The sequence below is a fragment of the Pseudomonas sp. PLB05 genome (assembly GCF_021106615.1).
Classification (GTDB): Bacteria; Pseudomonadota; Gammaproteobacteria; order Pseudomonadales; family Pseudomonadaceae; genus Chryseomonas; species Chryseomonas benzopyrenica.
Map to the genome: position 1 here is coordinate 351,843 of NZ_JAJOHO010000004.1, position 19,040 is coordinate 370,882.

General features: G+C 58.2%; 17 protein-coding genes. 9 read left to right on the forward strand and 8 right to left on the reverse strand.

All coding sequences use genetic code 11. From position 1 onward, the window contains the following. Position 1: 1 nt before the first annotated feature. A complete protein-coding gene (locus LRS53_RS19480; RefSeq protein WP_027597896.1) occupies positions 2–676 on the reverse strand; it encodes a heavy metal response regulator transcription factor in 675 nt (224 codons plus the stop codon). A 252-nt stretch (positions 677–928) separates the two neighbouring features. Here LRS53_RS19480 and LRS53_RS19485 point away from each other — a divergent pair, with 252 nt between their 5' ends. From LRS53_RS19485 to LRS53_RS19500, 4 genes are all read left to right on the forward strand, one after another. Next, positions 929–2,152 carry a TolC family protein gene (locus LRS53_RS19485; RefSeq protein WP_231357008.1) on the forward strand — a complete coding sequence of 408 codons (1,224 nt, stop codon included), beginning with the start codon at positions 929–931 and terminating at the stop codon, positions 2,150–2,152. 41 nt (positions 2,153–2,193) lie between these two features. Continuing rightward, a complete protein-coding gene (locus tag LRS53_RS19490) occupies positions 2,194–3,465 on the forward strand; it encodes an efflux RND transporter periplasmic adaptor subunit (RefSeq protein WP_231357009.1) in 1,272 nt (423 codons plus the stop codon). Between the two features lie 9 nt (positions 3,466–3,474). Continuing rightward, positions 3,475–6,612 carry an efflux RND transporter permease subunit gene (locus tag LRS53_RS19495; RefSeq protein WP_231357010.1) on the forward strand — a complete coding sequence of 1,046 codons (3,138 nt, stop codon included), beginning with the start codon at positions 3,475–3,477 and terminating at the stop codon, positions 6,610–6,612. Between the two features lie 91 nt (positions 6,613–6,703). Next, positions 6,704–6,913 carry a hypothetical protein gene (locus LRS53_RS19500; RefSeq protein WP_231357011.1) on the forward strand — a complete coding sequence of 70 codons (210 nt, stop codon included), beginning with the start codon at positions 6,704–6,706 and terminating at the stop codon, positions 6,911–6,913. Positions 6,914–7,081: 168 nt separating this feature from the next. On the opposite strand, the gene LRS53_RS19505 is transcribed toward LRS53_RS19500, so the two are convergent. After that, on the reverse strand, positions 7,082–7,516 hold the full coding sequence (locus LRS53_RS19505; RefSeq protein ID WP_231357012.1) for a MerR family transcriptional regulator: 435 nt from the start codon (positions 7,514–7,516) through the stop codon (positions 7,082–7,084). A 68-nt stretch (positions 7,517–7,584) separates the two neighbouring features. On the opposite strand from LRS53_RS19505, the gene LRS53_RS19510 reads away from it, so the two are divergent. Continuing rightward, positions 7,585–8,364, forward strand: a complete 780-nt coding sequence (locus LRS53_RS19510) for a cation diffusion facilitator family transporter (protein ID WP_231357013.1) — start codon at positions 7,585–7,587, stop codon at positions 8,362–8,364. 235 nt (positions 8,365–8,599) lie between these two features. Continuing rightward, positions 8,600–9,064: a DUF411 domain-containing protein gene (locus LRS53_RS19515; protein ID WP_231357014.1), complete on the forward strand. Its 465-nt coding sequence runs from the start codon at positions 8,600–8,602 to the stop codon at positions 9,062–9,064. A 265-nt stretch (positions 9,065–9,329) separates the two neighbouring features. Here LRS53_RS19515 and arsH read toward each other — a convergent pair whose 3' ends face one another. From arsH to LRS53_RS19540, 5 genes are all read right to left on the reverse strand, one after another. After that, a complete protein-coding gene (gene arsH, locus LRS53_RS19520; RefSeq protein ID WP_231357015.1) occupies positions 9,330–10,052 on the reverse strand; it encodes an arsenical resistance protein ArsH in 723 nt (240 codons plus the stop codon). Beyond that, entirely contained in the window at positions 10,049–10,522 is a 474-nt protein-coding gene (locus LRS53_RS19525; RefSeq protein WP_231357016.1) for an arsenate reductase ArsC, read from the reverse strand. The genes arsH and LRS53_RS19525 overlap by 4 nt, the downstream gene beginning before the upstream one ends. Before the next feature lie 8 nt (positions 10,523–10,530). After that, positions 10,531–11,820 (reverse strand): arsenic transporter, encoded by a 1,290-nt coding sequence (locus LRS53_RS19530; RefSeq protein ID WP_231357017.1) that lies wholly within the window; start codon positions 11,818–11,820, stop codon positions 10,531–10,533. Continuing rightward, complete coding sequence (locus LRS53_RS19535; protein WP_442968536.1) at positions 11,814–12,206, reverse strand: metalloregulator ArsR/SmtB family transcription factor; 393 nt, start codon at positions 12,204–12,206, stop codon at positions 11,814–11,816. Before LRS53_RS19535 ends, LRS53_RS19530 begins: the two co-directional genes overlap by 7 nt. Positions 12,207–12,291: 85 nt before the next feature. Then, on the reverse strand, positions 12,292–12,504 hold the full coding sequence (locus tag LRS53_RS19540) for a DUF7740 domain-containing protein (protein WP_231357018.1): 213 nt from the start codon (positions 12,502–12,504) through the stop codon (positions 12,292–12,294). A gap of 430 nt (positions 12,505–12,934) precedes the next feature. Here LRS53_RS19540 and LRS53_RS19545 point away from each other — a divergent pair, with 430 nt between their 5' ends. Together LRS53_RS19545 and LRS53_RS19550 are read left to right on the forward strand one after the other, a co-directional pair. Next, positions 12,935–13,369, forward strand: a complete 435-nt coding sequence (locus tag LRS53_RS19545) for a LexA family protein (RefSeq protein WP_058772456.1) — start codon at positions 12,935–12,937, stop codon at positions 13,367–13,369. Beyond that, on the forward strand, positions 13,362–14,630 hold the full coding sequence (locus LRS53_RS19550) for a Y-family DNA polymerase (RefSeq protein ID WP_231357019.1): 1,269 nt from the start codon (positions 13,362–13,364) through the stop codon (positions 14,628–14,630). The genes LRS53_RS19545 and LRS53_RS19550 overlap by 8 nt, the downstream gene beginning before the upstream one ends. Before the next feature lie 99 nt (positions 14,631–14,729). Here LRS53_RS19550 and LRS53_RS19555 read toward each other — a convergent pair whose 3' ends face one another. Then, a complete protein-coding gene (locus tag LRS53_RS19555; RefSeq protein ID WP_231357020.1) occupies positions 14,730–15,845 on the reverse strand; it encodes an SH3 domain-containing protein in 1,116 nt (371 codons plus the stop codon). Positions 15,846–16,585: 740 nt separating this feature from the next. On the opposite strand from LRS53_RS19555, the gene LRS53_RS19560 reads away from it, so the two are divergent. Continuing rightward, on the forward strand, positions 16,586–19,024 hold the full coding sequence (locus LRS53_RS19560) for an AAA family ATPase (RefSeq protein ID WP_231357021.1): 2,439 nt from the start codon (positions 16,586–16,588) through the stop codon (positions 19,022–19,024). Positions 19,025–19,040 lie beyond the last annotated feature (16 nt).

Below are 19,040 nucleotides of genomic sequence, written 5' to 3' on the forward strand. Positions count from 1 at the left end.
CTCATGACCGCCGCTCCATCACGTAGCCAACACCCCGTACGGTATGGATAAGCGGCTCACCAAAAGGCTCATCGACCTTCATCCGCAGGCGTCGGACAGCGACTTCGACCACGTTGGTGTCGCAGTCGAAATTCATGTCCCAGACTCTTGAGATGATTTCAGTGCGCGAGAGCACCTCGCCTTGGCGCTGCATGAGCAGCTGAAGCAGAGCGAATTCCTTACTGGTCAGGTCAATCCGCTGGTCACCGCGGAAGGCACGATGGCGAAACGGATGCAGCTCAAGATCGGCCAGTTGTAGCGTATCGCTGACCTGCCGCGTATCCCCGCGCCGTAGCAGTGCGCGAATACGGGCAAGCAACTCTGGAAATTCGAACGGTTTAGTCAAGTAGTCGTCAGCACCAGCGTCCAGTCCTCGGACGCGTTCGCTGGTTCGGCTTTGGCCCGTTAGCAGCATCACCCGGGTTTGCTTGCGTCGCCGAAGTAGTTCCAGGACCTCCAGGCCATCCATCGTCGGCAGATTGATGTCCAGCAGGATCAGGTCGTAGTCCTGCTGCAGGGCGAGATGCAAACCATCGATCCCGTTCGCGGCGCGATCGACCACATAGCCATTCTCCGTGAGACCCTGCTGCAGGTAGTCCGCGGCCCGAGCTTCGTCTTCCACTATCAGTAAGCGCATCGTTTTTTGTCGGTCGTGTAGAGAATGTGGCGCAGGCTGAAGCCTGTAGTCGCTAGAGGGTCAAGCGAGCAAGCGTGCCGGTATACCTGCACGACAGCAACTTCCTTGCAACTTTGTAATGTTGGCGTCACCGGAGCGATAGGTAGGGCTCCCTAGAGTCGGCTTCCGCTATCGAGCGACGATCCCTTCGGACGTCGCGCCTTCCGCACAGGAGCCGCCGTCGTGCCGTTACACCATCGCTGTCGACACTCCATGTCCGCTCGCCTGACGGGCCTGCTCTTCGGGCTAGGTCTCCTTCTGGTTGGTGGCCCCATCCAGGCTGCACCGCTCACCTTGGAGCAGGCGCTCGCTCAAGCCCTTCGCGACAGTCCCGACTACCTGGCCGCCCGCCAAGAGACCGCCGCAGCGGTGGGGGCACGCCAGCAGGCCGGTCTCATACCAAATCCAGAGCTGGCCTTCGAGGTAGAAGATACCCGCTCTTCAAGTCAGACCCGCAGCGTAACCCTTACCCAGCCCTTCGAACTGGGTGGCAAGCGCGCCGCGCGGGTTGCGTTGGCGGAGGCTAACGCCGCTGTCGTCGACGCCGAACTCACGGCGCGAAGTTATGCGCTACGGGCGGACATTATCCAAAGCTTTTACGAACTGTTACTCGCCGAAGAGGGAGTACGTCTCGCCGAGCAGTCGCAGGCGTTGGCCCTGCGTAGCCTAGACAGCTCAGCAGCGCAGATACGTGCCGGCAAGATCTCGCCGGTATCAGGCACCCGCGCTGAAGTAGAGCAAGTCACCCAGCGGCTAGAGCTGAGACGCGCACTGCAGCAGCGTGACAATGCGCGGGTGAGTCTTGCCCGCCAACTGGGTATCTCCGTGACCGAGCTCGGTGAGCCGGTCGGTGACCTGGATCGTCTGCCCGCACCTCCCGGCGAGGCCCGGCTGCTGCAGGCCATCCGCCAGACACCGGCAATGCTCAAGGCGCGGCGGCAGGTAGCCGCCGGGGATGCCGACGTCGATCTGCAGCGCAGCCAGCGCTATCCGGACGTGCGGTTGAGCCTGGGCAGCCAATACGACGAGCTCGAGGGGGAGCGAGTCAATCTGGTGGGCTTCTCACTCCCGCTACCGCTCTTCGATCGTAACCAGGGCAACCTGCTCGCGGCCTCCAGTCGCGCCGACCAGGCCCGCGATCTACAGCGAGCGACCGAGCTGCAAATTCAGGCCGAGACCCTTCAAGCGCTGCGTGACTGGCGCAGCGCATCAGCAGACGTTGATGACCTGCGCAACCGAATATTGCCGGCTGGCCAACGCACCGTCGACGACCTTACGCGTGGATTCTCGCTGGGCCGTTTTGCCCAGCTAGACGTGCTCGAAGCCCAGCGCGCCCTGATTTCGGCCAGGGGGCAGTACCTGCTCTCCCAGCGTGCGCAGATTGAGGCATGGACCCGCCTTGAACGCCTTCACGGCCCGCTCTTCACTTCCCCATGACGCTACAAATCCCGGGACTAAACCGGGTGCGGAGTTCTTGCATGACCATGATTTCATTGAGGCCGAGATTGTTGCTGCTAATCACGGTACTTGGTATCGGGCTGCCCTTTGCCAGGGTTCAGGCGGGTGCCGGCCATGACCATCCAGAATCTTCTGCGCCAGTAGCGGCAAAGGTGGCAGACGCCAATGCTGGTACGACCCAACCCCGCACGGATCCTGCCGAAAGCAAAGAGGACCATGAGGCAGATGAGGGCGCACATGCCGATGGGGAGGAGGGCCATGCCGAAGGGGCGATCGAGCTGAGCGCCGAGCAGATTCGCGCGGCCGGCATCGAGACCCAGGTGGTCACGCCGGTGAGCGTCGGCGCCTCCTTGAGTCTCCCCGGCGAGATTCGCTTCGATGAGGATCGCACCGCGCATGTCGTGTCGCGAACCCCCGGCATCGTCGAGGAGGTGAAGGTCAATCTCGGGGACCGGGTGCGCAAGGGGCAGGTGCTGGCAGTCATTGCCAGCGAGCAGCTGTCCGAGGTGCGCAGTGAATTGGCGACCGCACAGCAGCGTCTGCAGCTGGCGCGCACCCTCTATACCCGCGAGCAGAGCCTCTGGCAGGAGCGGATCAGTGCCGAGCAGGATCTGCTGCAGGCGCGGCAGACCCTGCAGGAAGCCGAGATCGCCGTCCGCAACGCCCGCCAGAAAGCCCAGGCCCTGGGTGGAGCGGCTTCCGCTCTGGGCGGCAGTCGCTACGAGCTGCGCGCGCCCTTCGACGGCGTGGTGGTGGAGAAGCACCTGGTCCTGGGTGAGCGAGTGGACGAAGCCAGCAATCTCTTCACGCTCACCGACCTGTCCCGCGTCTGGGCCACATTCGCCGTTCCCGCACGCGACCTCGATCGAGTGACCGTTGGCCGAACGGTGGAAGTAATCGCAGGAGAGCTGGACAGCCGCACCGAGGGCACCGTGGCACATGTCGGCAATCTGCTGGGCGAGCAGACCCGGGCGGCGACCGCCCGCGTCACCTTGGCCAATCCAGCCGGCGCCTGGCGCCCTGGTCTGTTCGTCACGGTGCGGCTCGATGACGAGCGAGGGGCCAAGGTACTGGGCGTACCCAGTGGCGCCGTGCATGTCGTGGAGGATCGCCCCGTGGTGTTCGTCCGGACAGCGGACGGATTCCAGGCGACACCCGTGGTCACCGGGGTGCGTGACGGTGAGCGCACCGAGATTCGTCAGGGCTTGAGCGCCGGCCAGGTAGTGGCTGACCGCGGCAGCTTCATTCTCAAGTCGGAACTGGGCAAGGGCTCGGCCGAGCACTCCCACTAAGGGCGCATCATGTTCGAACGTATTCTTCGCTTCGCCATCGAGCAGCGCTGGCTGGTGCTGCTCGCCACGCTCGGCATCGCTGCCCTGGGGATCTACAGCTATCGCCACCTGCCCATCGATGCGGTGCCGGACATCACCAACGTCCAGGTACAGATCAACGCGGAAGTACCGGGCGCTTCGCCGCTGGAGGTCGAACAGCGGGTCACCTATCCGCTGGAAACGGCCATGGCCGGTCTACCTGGGCTAGAGCGGACGCGGTCGTTGTCGCGTTCGGGCTTTGCCCAGATCAGCGTCATTTTCGCCGATGGGACGGATCTGTTCTTCGCTCGCCAGCAGGTGAGCGAGCGCCTCCAGGGGGCGCGCGAAGCCCTGCCAGAGGGTGTGGAGGTCAACCTGGGGCCGCTGTCCACGGGGCTTGGGGAAATCTTCCTCTGGACGGTGAAGGCGGCGCCCCAGGCGCGCCGGGCTGACGGCGAAGCCTATACCCTCACCGATCTGCGGGAGATCCAGGACTGGATCGTCAAACCTCAGTTGCGCACCGTACCCGGGGTGGCGGAAGTCAACACCATTGGCGGCTATGCCAAGGAGTATCAGATCGCGCCCGATCCCAAGCGCCTGGCCGGCTATCGCATCACCCTGGAACAACTGGCGGTGGCGCTCGAGCGAAACAACGCCAATGTCGGCGCCGGTTTCATCGAGCGCGCCGGGGAGCAGCTGGTGATCCGGGTACCGGGGCAGCTCGGTTCCGTCGAGGATATCGCCACCATCGTGCTCGCTACCGTGGACGGTACCCCGGTACGGGTCCGGGATGTGGCCACGGTCGGGGTTGGGCAGGAGTTGCGGTCCGGGGCGGCTACCGAGAATGGCGAGGAAGCGGTACTCGGCACCGTCTTCATGCGGGTGGGCGAGAACAGCCGCGAGGTGGCCCTGGCAGTGGCCGAGCGCCTGGCGCAGCTCAATCGCAACCTGCCGGAAGGCGTGCAGGCGGTCGCCGTGTACGATCGCACCACGCTGGTGGACAAGGCGATCGCCACGGTACGCAAGAATCTCGTGGAAGGTGCGCTGCTGGTCATCGCCGTGCTCTTCGTCTTCCTCGGCAATCTGCGCGCAGCGCTGATCACCGCGCTGGTGATTCCGCTGTCGATGCTCTTCACCTTCAGCGGCATGGCGGCGAATCGGGTCAGCGCCAACCTGATGAGCCTGGGTGCGCTGGACTTCGGCATCATCGTTGATGGCGCCGTGGTGATCGTGGAGAATGCCATCCGCCGGCTGGCCCATGCCCAGGGGCGGCACGGTCGGGTGCTCGATCGCCGGGAGCGCTTCCAGGAAGTGTTCGCCGCCGCCCGCGAGGCACGGAGACCGCTCATCTTCGGGCAACTGATCATCATGGTGGTCTATCTGCCGGTGTTCGCCCTGACGGGTGTGGAAGGCAAGATGTTCCATCCCATGGCATTCACCGTGGTGATCGCCCTGCTGGGCGCCATGCTGCTGTCCATCACCTTCGTCCCGGCGGCCGTGGCGCTGTTCGTCACGGGTCGGGTGCAGGAAAAGGACAATCGGCTGATGAGCGCGGCGCGGCGCGGCTATGCCGTCGCGCTGGATGCAGCCATGCGTCGGCGGCCACTGGTCTTCGCCGGCGCTGGCCTGAGCGTGGTGCTGACGGTGCTGCTGGCCCTGCGCCTGGGCAGTGAATTCGTGCCCAGCTTGAGCGAAGGTGATTTCGCGCTGCAGGCGCTCAGGGTGCCCGGTACCGGCCTGGGGCAATCGGTGGACATGCAGCAACGCCTGGAGCGCTCCATCCTAGATCAGGTACCCGAGGTGGAGCGGGTATTCGCGAGGACCGGCACTGCCGAGATCGCCGCGGATCCGATGCCGCCGAACATCTCCGACAGCTATGTGATGCTCAAGCCGCAGGCGCAGTGGCCTGATCCAGGCAAGTCTCGCGAGCAGCTGATGGCCGAGCTGGAAGCAGCGGCTGTGCGTGTACCTGGTAGCAACTACGAGTTGTCGCAACCGATCCAGCTGAGGTTCAACGAGCTGATTTCCGGCGTGCGCAGCGATGTGGCGGTCAAGGTCTTCGGCGATGACATGGCGGTGCTGAACAAGACCGCTGCGGACATTGCCAGGGTGTTGCAGAAGGTCACCGGCGCTGCCGAGGTGAAGGTGGAGCAAACCGGCGGGCTGCCGCTGCTGAGCGTGCAGATCGATCGTGAGCGAGCCGCGCGCTACGGCCTCAATGTCGGTGACATCCAGGATGTGGTCGCAACGGCGCTCGGCGGACGCAAGGCCGGCACGCTCTTCGAGGGTGATCGTCGCTTCGATATGATGGTCCGTCTCCCTGAGACCCTGCGCAGCGATCCGGCGGTATTGGCGCGCCTGCCCATTCCATTGCCAGCGGTGGAAGGCCGCGTCGAGTTCATCCCCCTGGCCGATGTGGCGCGCCTGGAAACGGTACTGGGGCCGAATCAGATCAGCCGTGAAGACGGCAAGCGCCTGGTGATCGTCAGTGCCAATGTGCGCGATCGGGACCTGGGTAGCTTCGTGGCGGATGCCACTGCCGCCATCACGGAGCAGGTACGGATTCCCGCAGGCTACTGGACCAGCTGGGGTGGCCAATTCGAGCAGTTGCAGGCCGCCGCCGCCCGCCTGCAACTCGTGGTGCCGGTGGCCTTGCTGTTGGTGTTCGTGCTGCTGTTCATGATGTTCGGCAATCTGCGCGACGGCCTCGTGGTCTTTACCGGCATTCCCTTCGCCTTGACGGGCGGAGTGCTGGCGTTGTGGTTGCGGGACATTCCCTTGTCGATCTCGGCCGGTGTGGGTTTCATCGCGCTGTCGGGCGTCGCGGTACTCAATGGCCTGGTGATGGTCTCCTTCATCCGTGGCCTGCTGGAGGAGGGCAAGCCGCTGGACATCGCCGTGCGCGAGGGGGCCCTGGTCCGCCTGCGGCCGGTGCTGATGACCGCGCTGGTGGCCTCGTTGGGCTTCATCCCCATGGCGCTGGCGACGGGCACCGGCGCGGAGGTACAACGCCCGCTGGCGACCGTGGTGATCGGCGGCATCCTGTCCTCCACCGCCCTGACGCTGCTGGTCCTGCCCGCGCTCTACCACAGCGTCCTGCGCCGTCGCGAACAGCCCGCGGCAGGATGACAGGATTGTAATGCGCGGCTCATCCTGGCGTTAGCCGCGCTCCTCTAGAGTGACGCTCATACCCACACTCCACTCTAGAAGGAGAAACATCATGACTTTCGTTAAAGTTGCCCTGGCTGCCGCCGTACTCGTCGTTGCAAACATCAGCTACGCCGCTGATGGCAGCGAGCGCTCCATATCGCACAACGAAGACTTCCGAGAGAGCCAAGCGGCTCTCAAACAACACCGGGAGATGCATGAGACGTTGGCGAAAGAAGCTCGCCAGTCAGACAAAACAGGCAGTGTTCAGGCGACAAACTGACAGCCTGTGGCCATGAGCGGTCGTAGCATCGCTTATGGCCACGTCTTGCAGCCTCTACCAGCAAAAACTGCTTGGAATGATGTACACATGACCGGTGGTTGATAACGCTCCCGGTCAAGACCTGACAATGCAAGTTCCTGCTAAGTGGGGGTCGATCTCGACTGACTTCTAGCAAGTGGTTCCCGCCTTTTGCGATTTGGCACTGCTGACAAGCGCTTCGATGATCCTGCACTCCGAGATCGTCCCGCCGTGGCAGCACGCTAACAGGCGCTGCAATTCGCCCTCCAATGCCTGCAAATCGGCCAGCCTCAACCGTACCTGTCGCAAATGTTCCGCAACCAAGCTATCCACGGCATCGCAGGGTGATTGTTGGCGATCTGCCAGGCCGAGTAGCTCGCGCACTTCGTCCAGGCTAAAGCCCAGCGCTCGGGCGCGCCTGATGAATCGCAGCCGATCCCGCTCAACTGGGCCGTACAGCCGATAGCCTGACACTGAACGTGTTGAGCTAGGCAGTAAGCCTTCCTTTTCGTAGTAGCGGATGGTGACGGTCTTGGTGTCTGTGGCCTTGGCTAACTGACCGATGGTGTAGGTGCTGACGTTCATGGTGTTGACCTTATAGCGACTATAACCCTCAGCCTAAGGTAAATCTTAAGTGCTGCAGAGAGGGTGCCATGGATAGTTGCTGTGAAAACAAAGCCAGCGAACTCGCTCAGCTACGGAGTCGTCAGAGCCGCGTCCTCTACATTGTGCTAGTGATCAACGCCGTCATGTTCCTGGTTGAGTTCACAGCCGGTTGGTTGGCGGGCTCGACCGCGCTGCTGGGGGACTCACTGGACATGTTTGGGGACGCCTCGGTCTATGCCCTGACGCTGTTCGTCCTGAACCGTAGCGAACGAGCCCGGGCTGGCGCGGCTTTGGTGAAAGGTTGCTTCATGTTGCTGTTCGGCTTGGTGGTGATCGCAGACGCAGTGCGTAAGCTGATTCTGCAGGAGGCGCCGCTGGCCGACTGGATGGGTATCGTTGGCCTAGCCGCACTCCTAGCCAACACCTACTGCTTCTATCTGCTGTACAGCCATCGAGCGGACGATCTGAACATGAGGTCGACCTGGATTTGCTCACGGAATGACCTGATGGCCAATGCAAGCGTGGTAGTGGCCGCCGTGCTTGTGGCTGTGAGTGGCAGCCTCTGGCCGGACGTCTTGGTCGGCTTGGCTATCGCTGCTCTTTTTCTGCACTCGGCTTGGCAGGTTATTCGTGAGGCCTTGAAAGCCTGGCAGGCGGATTCCGAGCGGACGGTGCCAATTGCAACTCCTGTATCCGCACGCATTACTAGCGTTGTCACACCGTGCTGCGATAGCGCGCCGCAGGTGGCGGCCGTTAAGCCTGCACAATGCGCCCAAACATCCGGGGGATGCTGTTCTGGTAGCGCCTGTGGCAATCAGCCAAAGTAGAAGAGACGGATTGTGTCGAATCTAGGCTGTTGCCAATGCATGCCCGGACTACCCAGAGGGATAGCAGCGGTGCTCAGTGCAACGATCTAGGCCGCAATCTTTGGTCAAATGCACAGAGGTCTCTTCCAATAGCCAGTCCATGTTCCTGCTGCAATGCAACAGGACGAGCTAGCGAGCAGGAAATCACTACGGGCCGGTCCTCGCCAGTAATAACTAATCAGGTGACTAAAAAATTATGAAACTTAAAGGCCTTACCTCAGCTATGCAGCGTCTAGCCTTTCTCGCTACGCTGGCTACTGCCTCGTTAGCGCAAGCTGATGCTGGTGAGCTGATTGATGTGTATCGAGACCCCAACTGCGGTTGCTGCTCCAAATGGATTGCCTATCTTCGAGATCACGGCTTTACGGTGAACGACCATTTGGAAGCCAACATGAGTCCGCTAAAGGCCAAGCTGGGAGTACCTGAGAAATTGATGTCGTGCCATACCGGAGTGGTAAACGGAAAATTCGTAGAAGGCCATGTTCCGGTGGAGCAAATCAATGAGCTAGCGAAACGAGAGGACCTCGCAGGCGTAGCCGCGCCGGGCATGCCCATGGGATCGCCGGGTATGGAATACGGGGATCGGAGAAGCGCGTATCAGATCATTGGGCTGAGTAAGAGCGGAAAACAAGAGGTTATAGCTGACTATCCAGCGCAGTAATGTCTGGGGTCAGAGCATCGCCACAGACAGAAAAATACCAACCTCACATGATGCTCAAACCAACCCGCTGTCCCCACCCCGCTGCTAAGGCTCTACCCTTATTCACCTGCTATGCCCGCGACAGTAGGAAGTAAGAGCCTAAAAAGGAAGCCGCGCCATACTCCCCATACCGGTCGTGTCAGCCAATACCTTGCGGTAGTAGCACTCATGCGGATACGTATGACGCACTGGAGAGCACGACGTAAGCCCCGCAAGAGGGCATCGATCAGATCGACCGCTGATTGACCCTTGCGGAGAGTGCTTCGGCGCTCTCCTTGCGCTCGGAGTAGCGATCAACCAGGTAGGCGTCCCGGCCTCTGGTAAGGAGGGTGAACTTCATCAGTTCCTCCATGACATCCACCACCCGGTCGTAGTAGGCCGAGGGTTTCATGCGTCCCGCTTCGTCGAACTCCAGGAACGCCTTGGGGACCGATGACTGGTTGGGGATGGTCACCATGCGCATCCACCGGCCGAGGACCCGCAGCTGGTTCACGGTGTTGAACGACTGGGACCCGCCACTGACCTGCATGACAGCGAGTGTCTTGCCTTGGGTAGGACGCACCGCGCCCAGCGTGAGCGGAATCCAGTCTATCTGCGCCTTGAATACCGCTGACATCGAGCCATGGCGTTCGGGGGAGCACCACACTTGCCCTTCGGACCAGAGCACCAGGTCGCGAAGCTCCTGAACCTTGGGATGCTCTACCGGCGCGTCGTCAGGCAGAGGCAGGCCGGATGGATTGAAGACCGCCGTCTCGGCGCCCATGAGTTGCAGGATTCGGGCTGCTTCCTCAACCAGCAGCCGGCTGAAGGAGCGCTCGCGATTCGATCCGTACAGCAGCAGGATGCGCGGCTTGTGCTGAAGCTGTGCCGGTTCGGAGAGTTTATCGACGGTGGGGACGTCGAATAGCGATTCGTCCAGGTTGGGGTTGGTTTCGAGCGTGTCACTCATTGGATCTCTCCGATCTGGTCGAGCGCCTGCTTCAGTTGCGCTGGGCTCAGGGCGTTCGGCTCGAGACGGAAAAAGGCGTCCAGTCTTCTGCGGATCTGAGCCACCGTTGCGTCAAACGCGGCCTGGACGTGGTCGGCGCTGCCGACCACGTCAGAAGGATCCGCCAAGCCCCAGTGGCTTTTTATCGAAGGGCCAAAGAAGACCGGGCAGGGCTCACCGCTTGCCTTGTCACAGACTGTGATGACGATGTCTGGCGGGTTGCTTGCAAAGGTCTCGGAGCCTTTGCTGTAGAGGCCGGAGGTATCGATGTCCAGGCCCTCAAGCGTCTGGACCGCGATAGGGTTCAGCCGTCCGCTGGGAAAGCTCCCTGAGCTCACGGCAGAGAAGCCTGCGGGTGCGAGGTGGTTGAAGAGACCTTCAGACAGAACGCTGCGGCAGCTATTGGCCGTGCACATAAAGAGGACTTTCATGGCTTCTCCTACGGATGAATGCTGAGGCGCACGGCCAGGGCGGCGAGGGTTGCGATCAGGATGGGAAAGGTGAGCACACATCCCACTCGGAAGTAGTAGCCCCAGGTGATCCGGATGCCTTTCTGGGCCAGGACATGGAGCCAGAGCAGGGTTGCCAGACTGCCGATCGGCGTGATCTTCGGACCCAGATCGCACCCGATGACGTTGGCGTAGATCATGGCCTGCTGGATGACCCCGCTGGCCTCACTGCCCTGGATAGATAGAGCGCCGATCAGGACACTGGGCATGTTGTTCATGATCGAGGAGAGCAGCGCAGCGGTGAGGCCAGTGCCCAGGGTGGCTGACCACAGGCCATGACTGGCGAAGGCGTTGAGCAGGGAGGAAAGGGCCTCGGTGAGCCCCGCATTGCGCAGGCCGTAGATCACCAGGTACATACCCAGCGAGAAGAGCACGACCTGCCAGGGGGCGTTGGCGAGCACCTGCCGGGTGGAGATGACCGACCCCTTGCCGGCGATGACGAGCAGCACAGCTGCACAGACCGCTGCTACTGCGCTGATCGGAATCCCGAGCGGCTCTAGGGCGAATAGCCCGACCAGGAGGACACCCAGGATCCACCATCCCGCCCGGAAGGTAGCGCGATCGCGAATGGCGTTCTGCGGGCGTTCGAGCGCTTGAGGGTCGTAAGACGCCGGGATGTCCTTGCGGTAGAACAGCCACAGCATGAACAGCGTCGCGGCGACGCTGACGATATTGACCGGCCACATAACTGAGGCGTATTCGCCGAAGCCGATCTGGAAGAAGTCAGCGGAGACGATGTTGACCAGGTTGGACACCACCAGTGGGAGGCTGGCCGTATCGGCGATGAAGCCGGCGGCCATGACAAAGGCAAGCGTCGAGGCTGGACTGAAGCGTAGCGCTACCAGCATGGCGATCACGATGGGTGTCAGGATGAGGGCTGCGCCGTCGTTGGCGAACAGGGCGGACACGACCGCGCCCAGCAGGATCATGTAGGCGAACAGCCTGCCTGATCTGCCGCGTCCCCAGCGGGCGACATGGAGCGCTGTCCACTCGAAAAAGCCCGCTTCATCCAGCACCAGGCTGATGATGATCACGGCGATGAAGGTCGCAGTCGCATTCCAAACGATGTTCCAGACCACAGGAACGTCGGCCAGGCTGACGGTGCCCGTCAGGAGCGCCAGTACCGCACCTCCCGCTGCGCTCCAGCCCACGCCAAGCCCTCTTGGTTGCCAGATCACCAGAACCAAGGTCAGAACGAAGATCGATACAGCAATCAGCATGATGCGGTCTCCACCGCGCCAGGCGGGCAGCAAGCAGCCTGCCTGGTAGGCCTGCTGTCCATTGAGGCGAGGCGATCCATCTGAGCCTGTACCCACGGCAGGTTGGCCCTGAGCGTCAGCTCCAGGACCTCCCGGGCCCAGGCAGGAAGTTGGGGATGCAGGCGGTAGTAGATCCACTGTCCTTGGCGCCGATCCTCGAGCAATCTGCAGGCGCGCAGCTGTGCGAGGTGGCGTGAGACTTTCGGCTGGCTGTCGTCGAGCGCGTGGATGAGTTCGCACACGCACAGTTCTGCCTCAGCGCAAAGCATGAGCATGATGCGTCCGCGCGTGTCGTCAGCGAGACACTTGAAGAAGCCGGTAGGGGACATAGCCAGAACCTTGAACATATGAAAATTCGTATATACGAAAATACATATATATTGGCTGGCGGTCTAGCTTGACTCAAAAACCTTCGGATCGATGCTTTGCATTTCAGTCCAGATTGCGGGCCATGGTTCTTACCATCCGCAGCGGCTGATGACTCTGGATCACATTGAACATCAGGTCTCGCTGGCGTTTTGGAAGCTGCTTAATACAACGCTTAGCAGTGGCACGGACTGCTTCATCGGTGCCGTGGATACGGGCACTCAGCAGTAGAGCAAGCATGCAATAAGACAAATCGCGTTGCAGGATGGCGTGGGACATTGTGCTCACTGTAGGGGATTGTCGATAAGGCTAAAAAGATCAGGTCTGTCGTTCTCAACGCTGCAAACCGCCTTGCTTACGGTGTACTACTCGAAAGCCTTAACCGTGCGGGGTGCCTCCTCGACGTCGACCTTGGCTGCACGATCTTCTGGAAGCTCTAGATCAAATTATTCGCGGGCGATGTCTGGTTGCAGAGACCGAAAAGCTGGCGCTCGTGGATGCTGCGGCAGTCGATAGCCTAAGTCTCAAGGCCAGTCTGAAGGTCCGAGACATACGCCCGCAGAAATTCAATCGCAGCACGGTAGTGAGCGAAACGGCCACACCTAGAAATTTCCGGTCGTCGGCGACGAGTGATGCTTAATGGACAGAGAGGCTAGCCTTTTGCTAACTGTATAAATACACAGTCTGACGAAAGGAGGCTCGCTTTGCTATGTCTATCGAATTTGTCGCCAATCTGGCTCCGTCTGAAACGGCGTTACCTGTCTTTCTCTTCCGTGTCCCTTGCGGATTTCCGTCACCGGCGCAGGATCACCTCGAATCGGTCATCTCGCTCGATGACCTCCTGAACATCAAAGCTCCACACACCTACATCGTCAGGGCCACCGGGGACAGCATGATGGGCTTGGGCATCTTCCCGAACGACTTGTTGATCATCACCCGGGCGCGTGAGGCGGTACCGGGTGACGTGGTGGTCGCTGCGCTAAATCGCGAGCCGCTAATCAAGACGCTGCAGCGCAATGCCAATGGCCAGTACGAACTGCATTCGGCCAATCGCCACTACAAACCGATCCCGGTGCGGGAAGAGGACGAATTCGAGGTCTGGGGCATCGCTACCGATTGCCTGCGGCGCCTCGGTCATGCCTGACCAAGTTTATGCGCTGATCGATTGCAACAGCTTCTACTGCAGCTGCGAGCGAGTGTTCAGGCCCGACCTCAACGGCGTGCCAGTGGTGGTCCTCAGCAACAACGATGGCTGTGTCATCGCGCGCAGCGCCGAAGCGAAGCAGTTGGGGATCAAGATGGGGGCACCATGGTTCCAGTTGCGTGAGTTTGCGCGACAGCAGGGAGTAGTGGCCTTCAGCTCCAACTACGCGCTGTATGGCGACATGAGCGACCGGGTGATGCGTACAATCGGCAGCCTAGTGCCGGCTTATGAGATCTACAGTATTGATGAAGTTTTTGCTGACCTTACAGGGATGCCAGAGCCTCTCACTGAGCTCGGGCGGACGGTCCAGAAGAAAGTCTTTCAATGGACACGAATCCCAGTAGGGGTCGGAATAGCCAACACCAAGACGCTGGCCAAGCTCGCCAATCACGTTGCCAAGCGCTGGATTGATCGCACCGGCGGAGTGGTGGATCTCCGCGACCAGAACCTGCGAGACAAGGTGCTGCGCAAGCTGCCCGTCGATGAGGTGTGGGGTGTGGGCCATCGGCTCAAGGTGAAGCTCAAGGCCATGGGCATCCAAACGGCTTGGGACCTCGCCCAGTACGATGCCTGGTCACTGCGCAAGCAATTCAGCGTCGTCCTGGAAAAGACCGCCCGGGAACTCCGGGGCGTATGCTGCCTCGACCTTGAGGAGGTCGAACCGCCGAAGCAGATTATTTGCAGCAGCCGCATGTTCGGTACCCGGCAGTACCAGCTCTCGGCGCTGGCTGAGGCGGTGGCTAGCTACACGTCTCGGGCTGCAGAAAAGCTCAGAGCCCAGAAATCCCTGTGCCAGGTTCTCCGTGTTGGAATTCAGACCGGCATGTTCAATCCCGAACAGCCACGCTATGCCAATAGCGTGACCCTGCAGCTGCCTTATCCGACTGACGATACTCGGGTGCTGATTCAGTACGCCCAATTCGGCTTGGCCCGGATTTACCGAGAGGGATACGCCTATTCCAAGGCTGAAATCCTACTGGCCGAGATCTGCCAGCGCGGCGAGATCACTGGCGACCTGTTCATGCCGGCACAGTCTGCCATCGCTGACCAGCTGATGGCCACCTTAGATGCGGTGAATCGCAAGTATGGCCGTGGCACCTTACGCGCAGCGCGGATTCGGGAAACCCCTGGCTGGTCGATGAGGCGAGAGCTGCTCAGCCAGGAGTACACCACTAGAGTTGACCAAGTATGGAAGATCTAGATATCCCGGCCGTTGTTGTATACGTGTATGCCCGCTGGCTAAAGGGACCAACCACGCCCTGTGAATGCACCAACAGGCATGTCAATGATATGCACTAGACTAGCGCTTTATTTGTATTGCGTACCTTCGGGATATCCAGCCTTCAACACCGTCTTGTCCCACCACTGAGACAAGCAGCCAGTCGCGGTTCTCTGAGCTGATAATGTCCAGCAGATCACCATCCGAAAGCGAAACAGAAAGCACTCGGCCTTTCATGCTTGGGGACTCTCGAAGCTGCACGCCAGTGCCCCTAACAAACCGCATGTTCTTCAACACGTCAGAAGGGGCGTCACAAGCTAAGCGGCGAATGGCTTTTCCCTTCTGACCTGAAGTCATCTCGGGAAGCAGTGTAGGCTGCCAGAAGCATAGCTCTTGCCGTGCGCCGCCAAAGTTGGCGACTAAAGATACAAGGCAGGCTAAGAGCATCAAAAAGGACAGTAAAGCCTTTGGACTTAGCCGTGACAGGTCCCCTGCCTCTGCGGCCGCAGACAACTCTTGGCCAACGCGACTGGTGTCGCTTATGTCACCTCTCTGCGGACCGTCGGCTGGAAGGTATTGGGTGATTAAACGAGAGAGCTGCCTATGCCTCCCACTGTCGTCCTGAAATAGATGTCCTGCATAAGAGACGGCGTCGAGAAGCGCCTTAGAGGGCTCCGCTGCTTTTAAAAGGTCCCCATCCAGTTTCGTGAGGTTCAGCGCGGACAACGCTGGCAGCAATTTCGACGTGTCGAGCACAAGCGGTTTCAGCTTGGCCATAAGCACTTCAAGTCCTGGCACTGGCTTCAATAGCGCCTTGGCTGCTTCAAACTGCGGGCTGAGATTGATCCCCATGGCTTGAAGTGCGTCCAGATTAGGCACCGACGTCAGTGATGCTCGGAGTGCTTCATAGTGGTGACTTTGCTTCTGCAATGTGGCCTGGAGTATCTCCATTTGGGGAGTTGGCTTGAGTATTGCCTGAAGCTGCTCAAGGTAAGGCATGTGATTCAGTGCTGCGGCCCTTGCCCATTCCATATGGGGCGTCGAATGTAGGGCTGCCGCTTTGACGTGCTCCAGGTTGGGCATCGCATTCAGCGCAGCCGCTTTTGCCAGCTCCATTTGAGGCGTCGACGCGAACGCACGCTGTAGCTCCTCCGAGGCTTTCGTTGCATTCCCAGAGCTATCCAGTCTTTTTTCCATACGTCACCGGCACTGCATTTAGGCGCCTAAGGGCGCGTAGAGTTTTGGATGCAACTGCTAGTGTAATGCGGCGTCATCATCCTCACCTATAGGACCTGAACGCTTGCACACCTAGGACCGGTTGCCGTCGGATCCTAGCTCAATGCCCCGTCCACCCATCCGCCCAACCGATCCTTGCTTTGACCATAAACTATCCGTGCTCCAAATGCGTTTTTTAACCTAAGCCCTTCTCCATCGGTGCGCCAGTTAGTAGTAACACGCATCAGATCCGAGTGGAGGAACTAGCCTCTCTTCGCTATTTCACTCATGAGACCAAGCGCATCGAGGTATCCACCGGTCTGTATCTCAAAGCCACGACGCTAGGTCGTAGGCCCATTTCGACTAGCCAACGTCGCTGCGATACGTCGATACAGGGTGATCATCACTGTGCTATTCGTCGGACGTAGCAGTCCGCTCGTAACAAAGCGAATAGCGCGCATTTTTGCACAGGTGATGCTGTTTACCTCACGTAATGAGACCTATACGGCGTGCTAGAGCTCTCTTTTACAGCTTCTATAGCAACGTCAGATCGACGAAGGCAGCTAATTCGCGTTGGCCCCAGTGTTGCCGTTGCTTGCACAAAATGGTGTAGTGACCAACGCGTAGCAGCAGGAAGCAAGCCTCCGCTTTGCAAATGTGCTGCTTACTATTCAAAGCTGCCGTCAGCTTGTCCTGCTCTTATATCTCCATGGATGCGAGAAATGATTGAGTCAATCTCCCTTTCAGGCATAGCGACCTACTGCGATACCTCCTCCGAAACCATTGATGGATTGAAAGCCGTAAACTATTTCTACGGTGCAAATGGAGCAGGCAAGACGACGATCAGTAGGCTGATAAGCAATCCCCATCTATCAGCTGCTTCCAAGATTGTTTGGGCAAAGGGTAGTCCAGTTTCACCGATGGTCTACAATAGCGACTTCATATCTACAAATTTCACCGATTCGAAACATTTTAGAGGGGTATTTACGCTCGGGCAGGCTGAGCAAGCACAGCTCGACCGTCTAGACGAACTGAAAAAAGAAAGGGATCGTTATGCGCTGCTCAAAGCTAGGGCGCAAGAGAATTTGAACGGTCTAGACGGTAAGAGCGGGAAAATCGCAGAGAAGCAGGCGCTGGATGCGAAGCTAGTCGCTCGATGCTGGGAGCAGAAACAGAAATACGATAATGAATTTCATGGGGCATTTAAAGGGCTGAGGAACAATCGCGAGGCCTTTAAAGGCAGGGTGTTAAAGGAAAGCAAAAGTAATTCCTCCGAACTGTGCGACATAGAGAATCTCAGGAAGCGAGCAGAAGTGCTTTATAAAGACACTCCGCCACGGATGGCTAGTGTCGCCGACTTGGACCTGTCTCAATTGGTATCACTTGAACAGAATCCTATTCTGATCAAGAAAATAGTGGGAAAAAAAGACGTAAATGTCTCTGCAATGATCCAGTTTTTGGGAAACAGCGACTGGGTTAGGCAAGGTATGACATTTTTGGACCAGACAGACGATGGGTGCCCTTTCTGCCAGCAGAAGCTTCCCCATGAATTTGAAAAGAGCCTTTCGGACTACTTTGATGCGACGTTCGAGGCTGAAACCAAAGCGCTGTCCCAGTTTCAGAGTTTATATCGCTCAGTAGTGGAAAACGTAATAGTTCGTGCTCAAATGGTTCTGGCCTCAGAATGTGCCCATTTGGATAAGTCAACGCTTGATCTTGAGTTGCAGGCGCTGAACGCAATTATGCTAGTGAATAATCAGCGTATTGAATTGAAGGTAAGAAGCCCAAGCGCTGAAGTGACTTTGGAACGTATTGGTGAAGTTCCAAATAGAATTTCGGAATTGATAAATGCCGCGAACCGTGAGGTTTTTGAGCATAATCGCCTTGTGTCAGGTTTCTCGGTTGAGCAAGAAAATTTAACTGATGCGGTATGGCGCTATCTTCTTGATGTTGAACTTAAGGATACGCTCGCTGATTATTCCAGAGATGCTACGCGTATTAGTAAGGCAATCGATGGGATCAGTGCAAGTATAGAGAGGGCAAACATTGATATAGCTATGGCTGAAGCGGAAATTGCGAGCATTGAGAACGCTCTGACCAGTGTGAAACCAACTGTAAATGCCATCAATAAGATTTTGAGAGACTTCGGATTCAGCAGCTTCTCCTTGGACGCTGCATGTACCGATAACGCTTATCGACTTATAAGAAAAGATGGGGCAGAGGCCAAGGCCACCCTTAGCGAAGGCGAAAAGACTTTTGTCACTTTCTTATATTTTTACCATTTGCTTAAGGGAAGTGTGACGGCATCGGGGATCAGTACTGATCGCATAGTTGTCATTGATGACCCCGTTTCAAGTTTGGATAGCGATGTTCTGTTCATTGTTAGTAGCTTAATCAAGAAGCTTTTTCAGGAGGTCCGTCAAAAGGGAAATAATCTAAAACAGATTTTTGTATTGACCCATAATGTGCACTTCCACAAAGAGATTAGCTTCAATCCTCAGCGGGCTGCAGACAACTCTATCAACGATGAGACGTTCTGGGTGGTACGTAAGCCTGGTCATTTTTCTAAAGTCGAGGGCTTTGAATGCAATCCTATTAAAACATCGTATCAGTTGCTATGGGCGGAGTTGACGAAAAATCCTTTGCCAACACTGACTATACAAAACACTATGCGCAGAATCTTGGAGAATTATTTTAAAATTCTAGGTAATATTAATATTCACGCGATTATTGATAAGTTTGAAGGGCACGAAAAGATTCAATGTCAGTCTTTGATCAGCTGGGTCAACGATGGCTCCCACTATTCGCCTGATGAATTGTATGTAGCGATCAGCGATGCAATGGCGCAAAGCTATATGAGGATTTTCTATAAGGTCTTTAAGGTACTGGATCATATGCCGCATTATAAGATGATGATGTGGCAGGACTTTGTAGATTTAGATCCTGTGGAAGAGGTTGCGGATGAAGATGATTCGATAGGCGAGGCAGTCGGCACTACTGCTGGCGCCGCTGAGGTTGTGATTAATATAGATGAGGTTGGTAATCAAAAAGCTTTTGCTCCATTGAGGTCCTTTTTTGATTCGATGGAGTCTCCTGCTGCGCAGGCTACTATGCCAATTGCCGAAGAGGCGTCAGGTTTAGATTCTGATAATGTGTTTTAGAGTTTGATCATGCTGC

Coding starts and splice junctions, on each gene's coding strand:
- LRS53_RS19480 (WP_027597896.1), bottom strand. CDS start 676: ATGCGCTTACTGATAGTGGAAGACGAAGCTCGGGCCGCGGACTACCTG.
- LRS53_RS19485 (WP_231357008.1), top strand. CDS start 929: ATGTCCGCTCGCCTGACGGGCCTGCTCTTCGGGCTAGGTCTCCTTCTG.
- LRS53_RS19490 (WP_231357009.1), top strand. CDS start 2,194: ATGACCATGATTTCATTGAGGCCGAGATTGTTGCTGCTAATCACGGTA.
- LRS53_RS19495 (WP_231357010.1), top strand. CDS start 3,475: ATGTTCGAACGTATTCTTCGCTTCGCCATCGAGCAGCGCTGGCTGGTG.
- LRS53_RS19500 (WP_231357011.1), top strand. CDS start 6,704: ATGACTTTCGTTAAAGTTGCCCTGGCTGCCGCCGTACTCGTCGTTGCA.
- LRS53_RS19505 (WP_231357012.1), bottom strand. CDS start 7,516: ATGAACGTCAGCACCTACACCATCGGTCAGTTAGCCAAGGCCACAGAC.
- LRS53_RS19510 (WP_231357013.1), top strand. CDS start 7,585: ATGGATAGTTGCTGTGAAAACAAAGCCAGCGAACTCGCTCAGCTACGG.
- LRS53_RS19515 (WP_231357014.1), top strand. CDS start 8,600: ATGAAACTTAAAGGCCTTACCTCAGCTATGCAGCGTCTAGCCTTTCTC.
- arsH (WP_231357015.1), bottom strand. CDS start 10,052: ATGAGTGACACGCTCGAAACCAACCCCAACCTGGACGAATCGCTATTC.
- LRS53_RS19525 (WP_231357016.1), bottom strand. CDS start 10,522: ATGAAAGTCCTCTTTATGTGCACGGCCAATAGCTGCCGCAGCGTTCTG.
- LRS53_RS19530 (WP_231357017.1), bottom strand. CDS start 11,820: ATGCTGATTGCTGTATCGATCTTCGTTCTGACCTTGGTTCTGGTGATC.
- LRS53_RS19535 (WP_442968536.1), bottom strand. CDS start 12,206: ATGTTCAAGGTTCTGGCTATGTCCCCTACCGGCTTCTTCAAGTGTCTC.
- LRS53_RS19540 (WP_231357018.1), bottom strand. CDS start 12,504: ATGTCCCACGCCATCCTGCAACGCGATTTGTCTTATTGCATGCTTGCT.
- LRS53_RS19545 (WP_058772456.1), top strand. CDS start 12,935: ATGTCTATCGAATTTGTCGCCAATCTGGCTCCGTCTGAAACGGCGTTA.
- LRS53_RS19550 (WP_231357019.1), top strand. CDS start 13,362: ATGCCTGACCAAGTTTATGCGCTGATCGATTGCAACAGCTTCTACTGC.
- LRS53_RS19555 (WP_231357020.1), bottom strand. CDS start 15,845: ATGGAAAAAAGACTGGATAGCTCTGGGAATGCAACGAAAGCCTCGGAG.
- LRS53_RS19560 (WP_231357021.1), top strand. CDS start 16,586: ATGATTGAGTCAATCTCCCTTTCAGGCATAGCGACCTACTGCGATACC.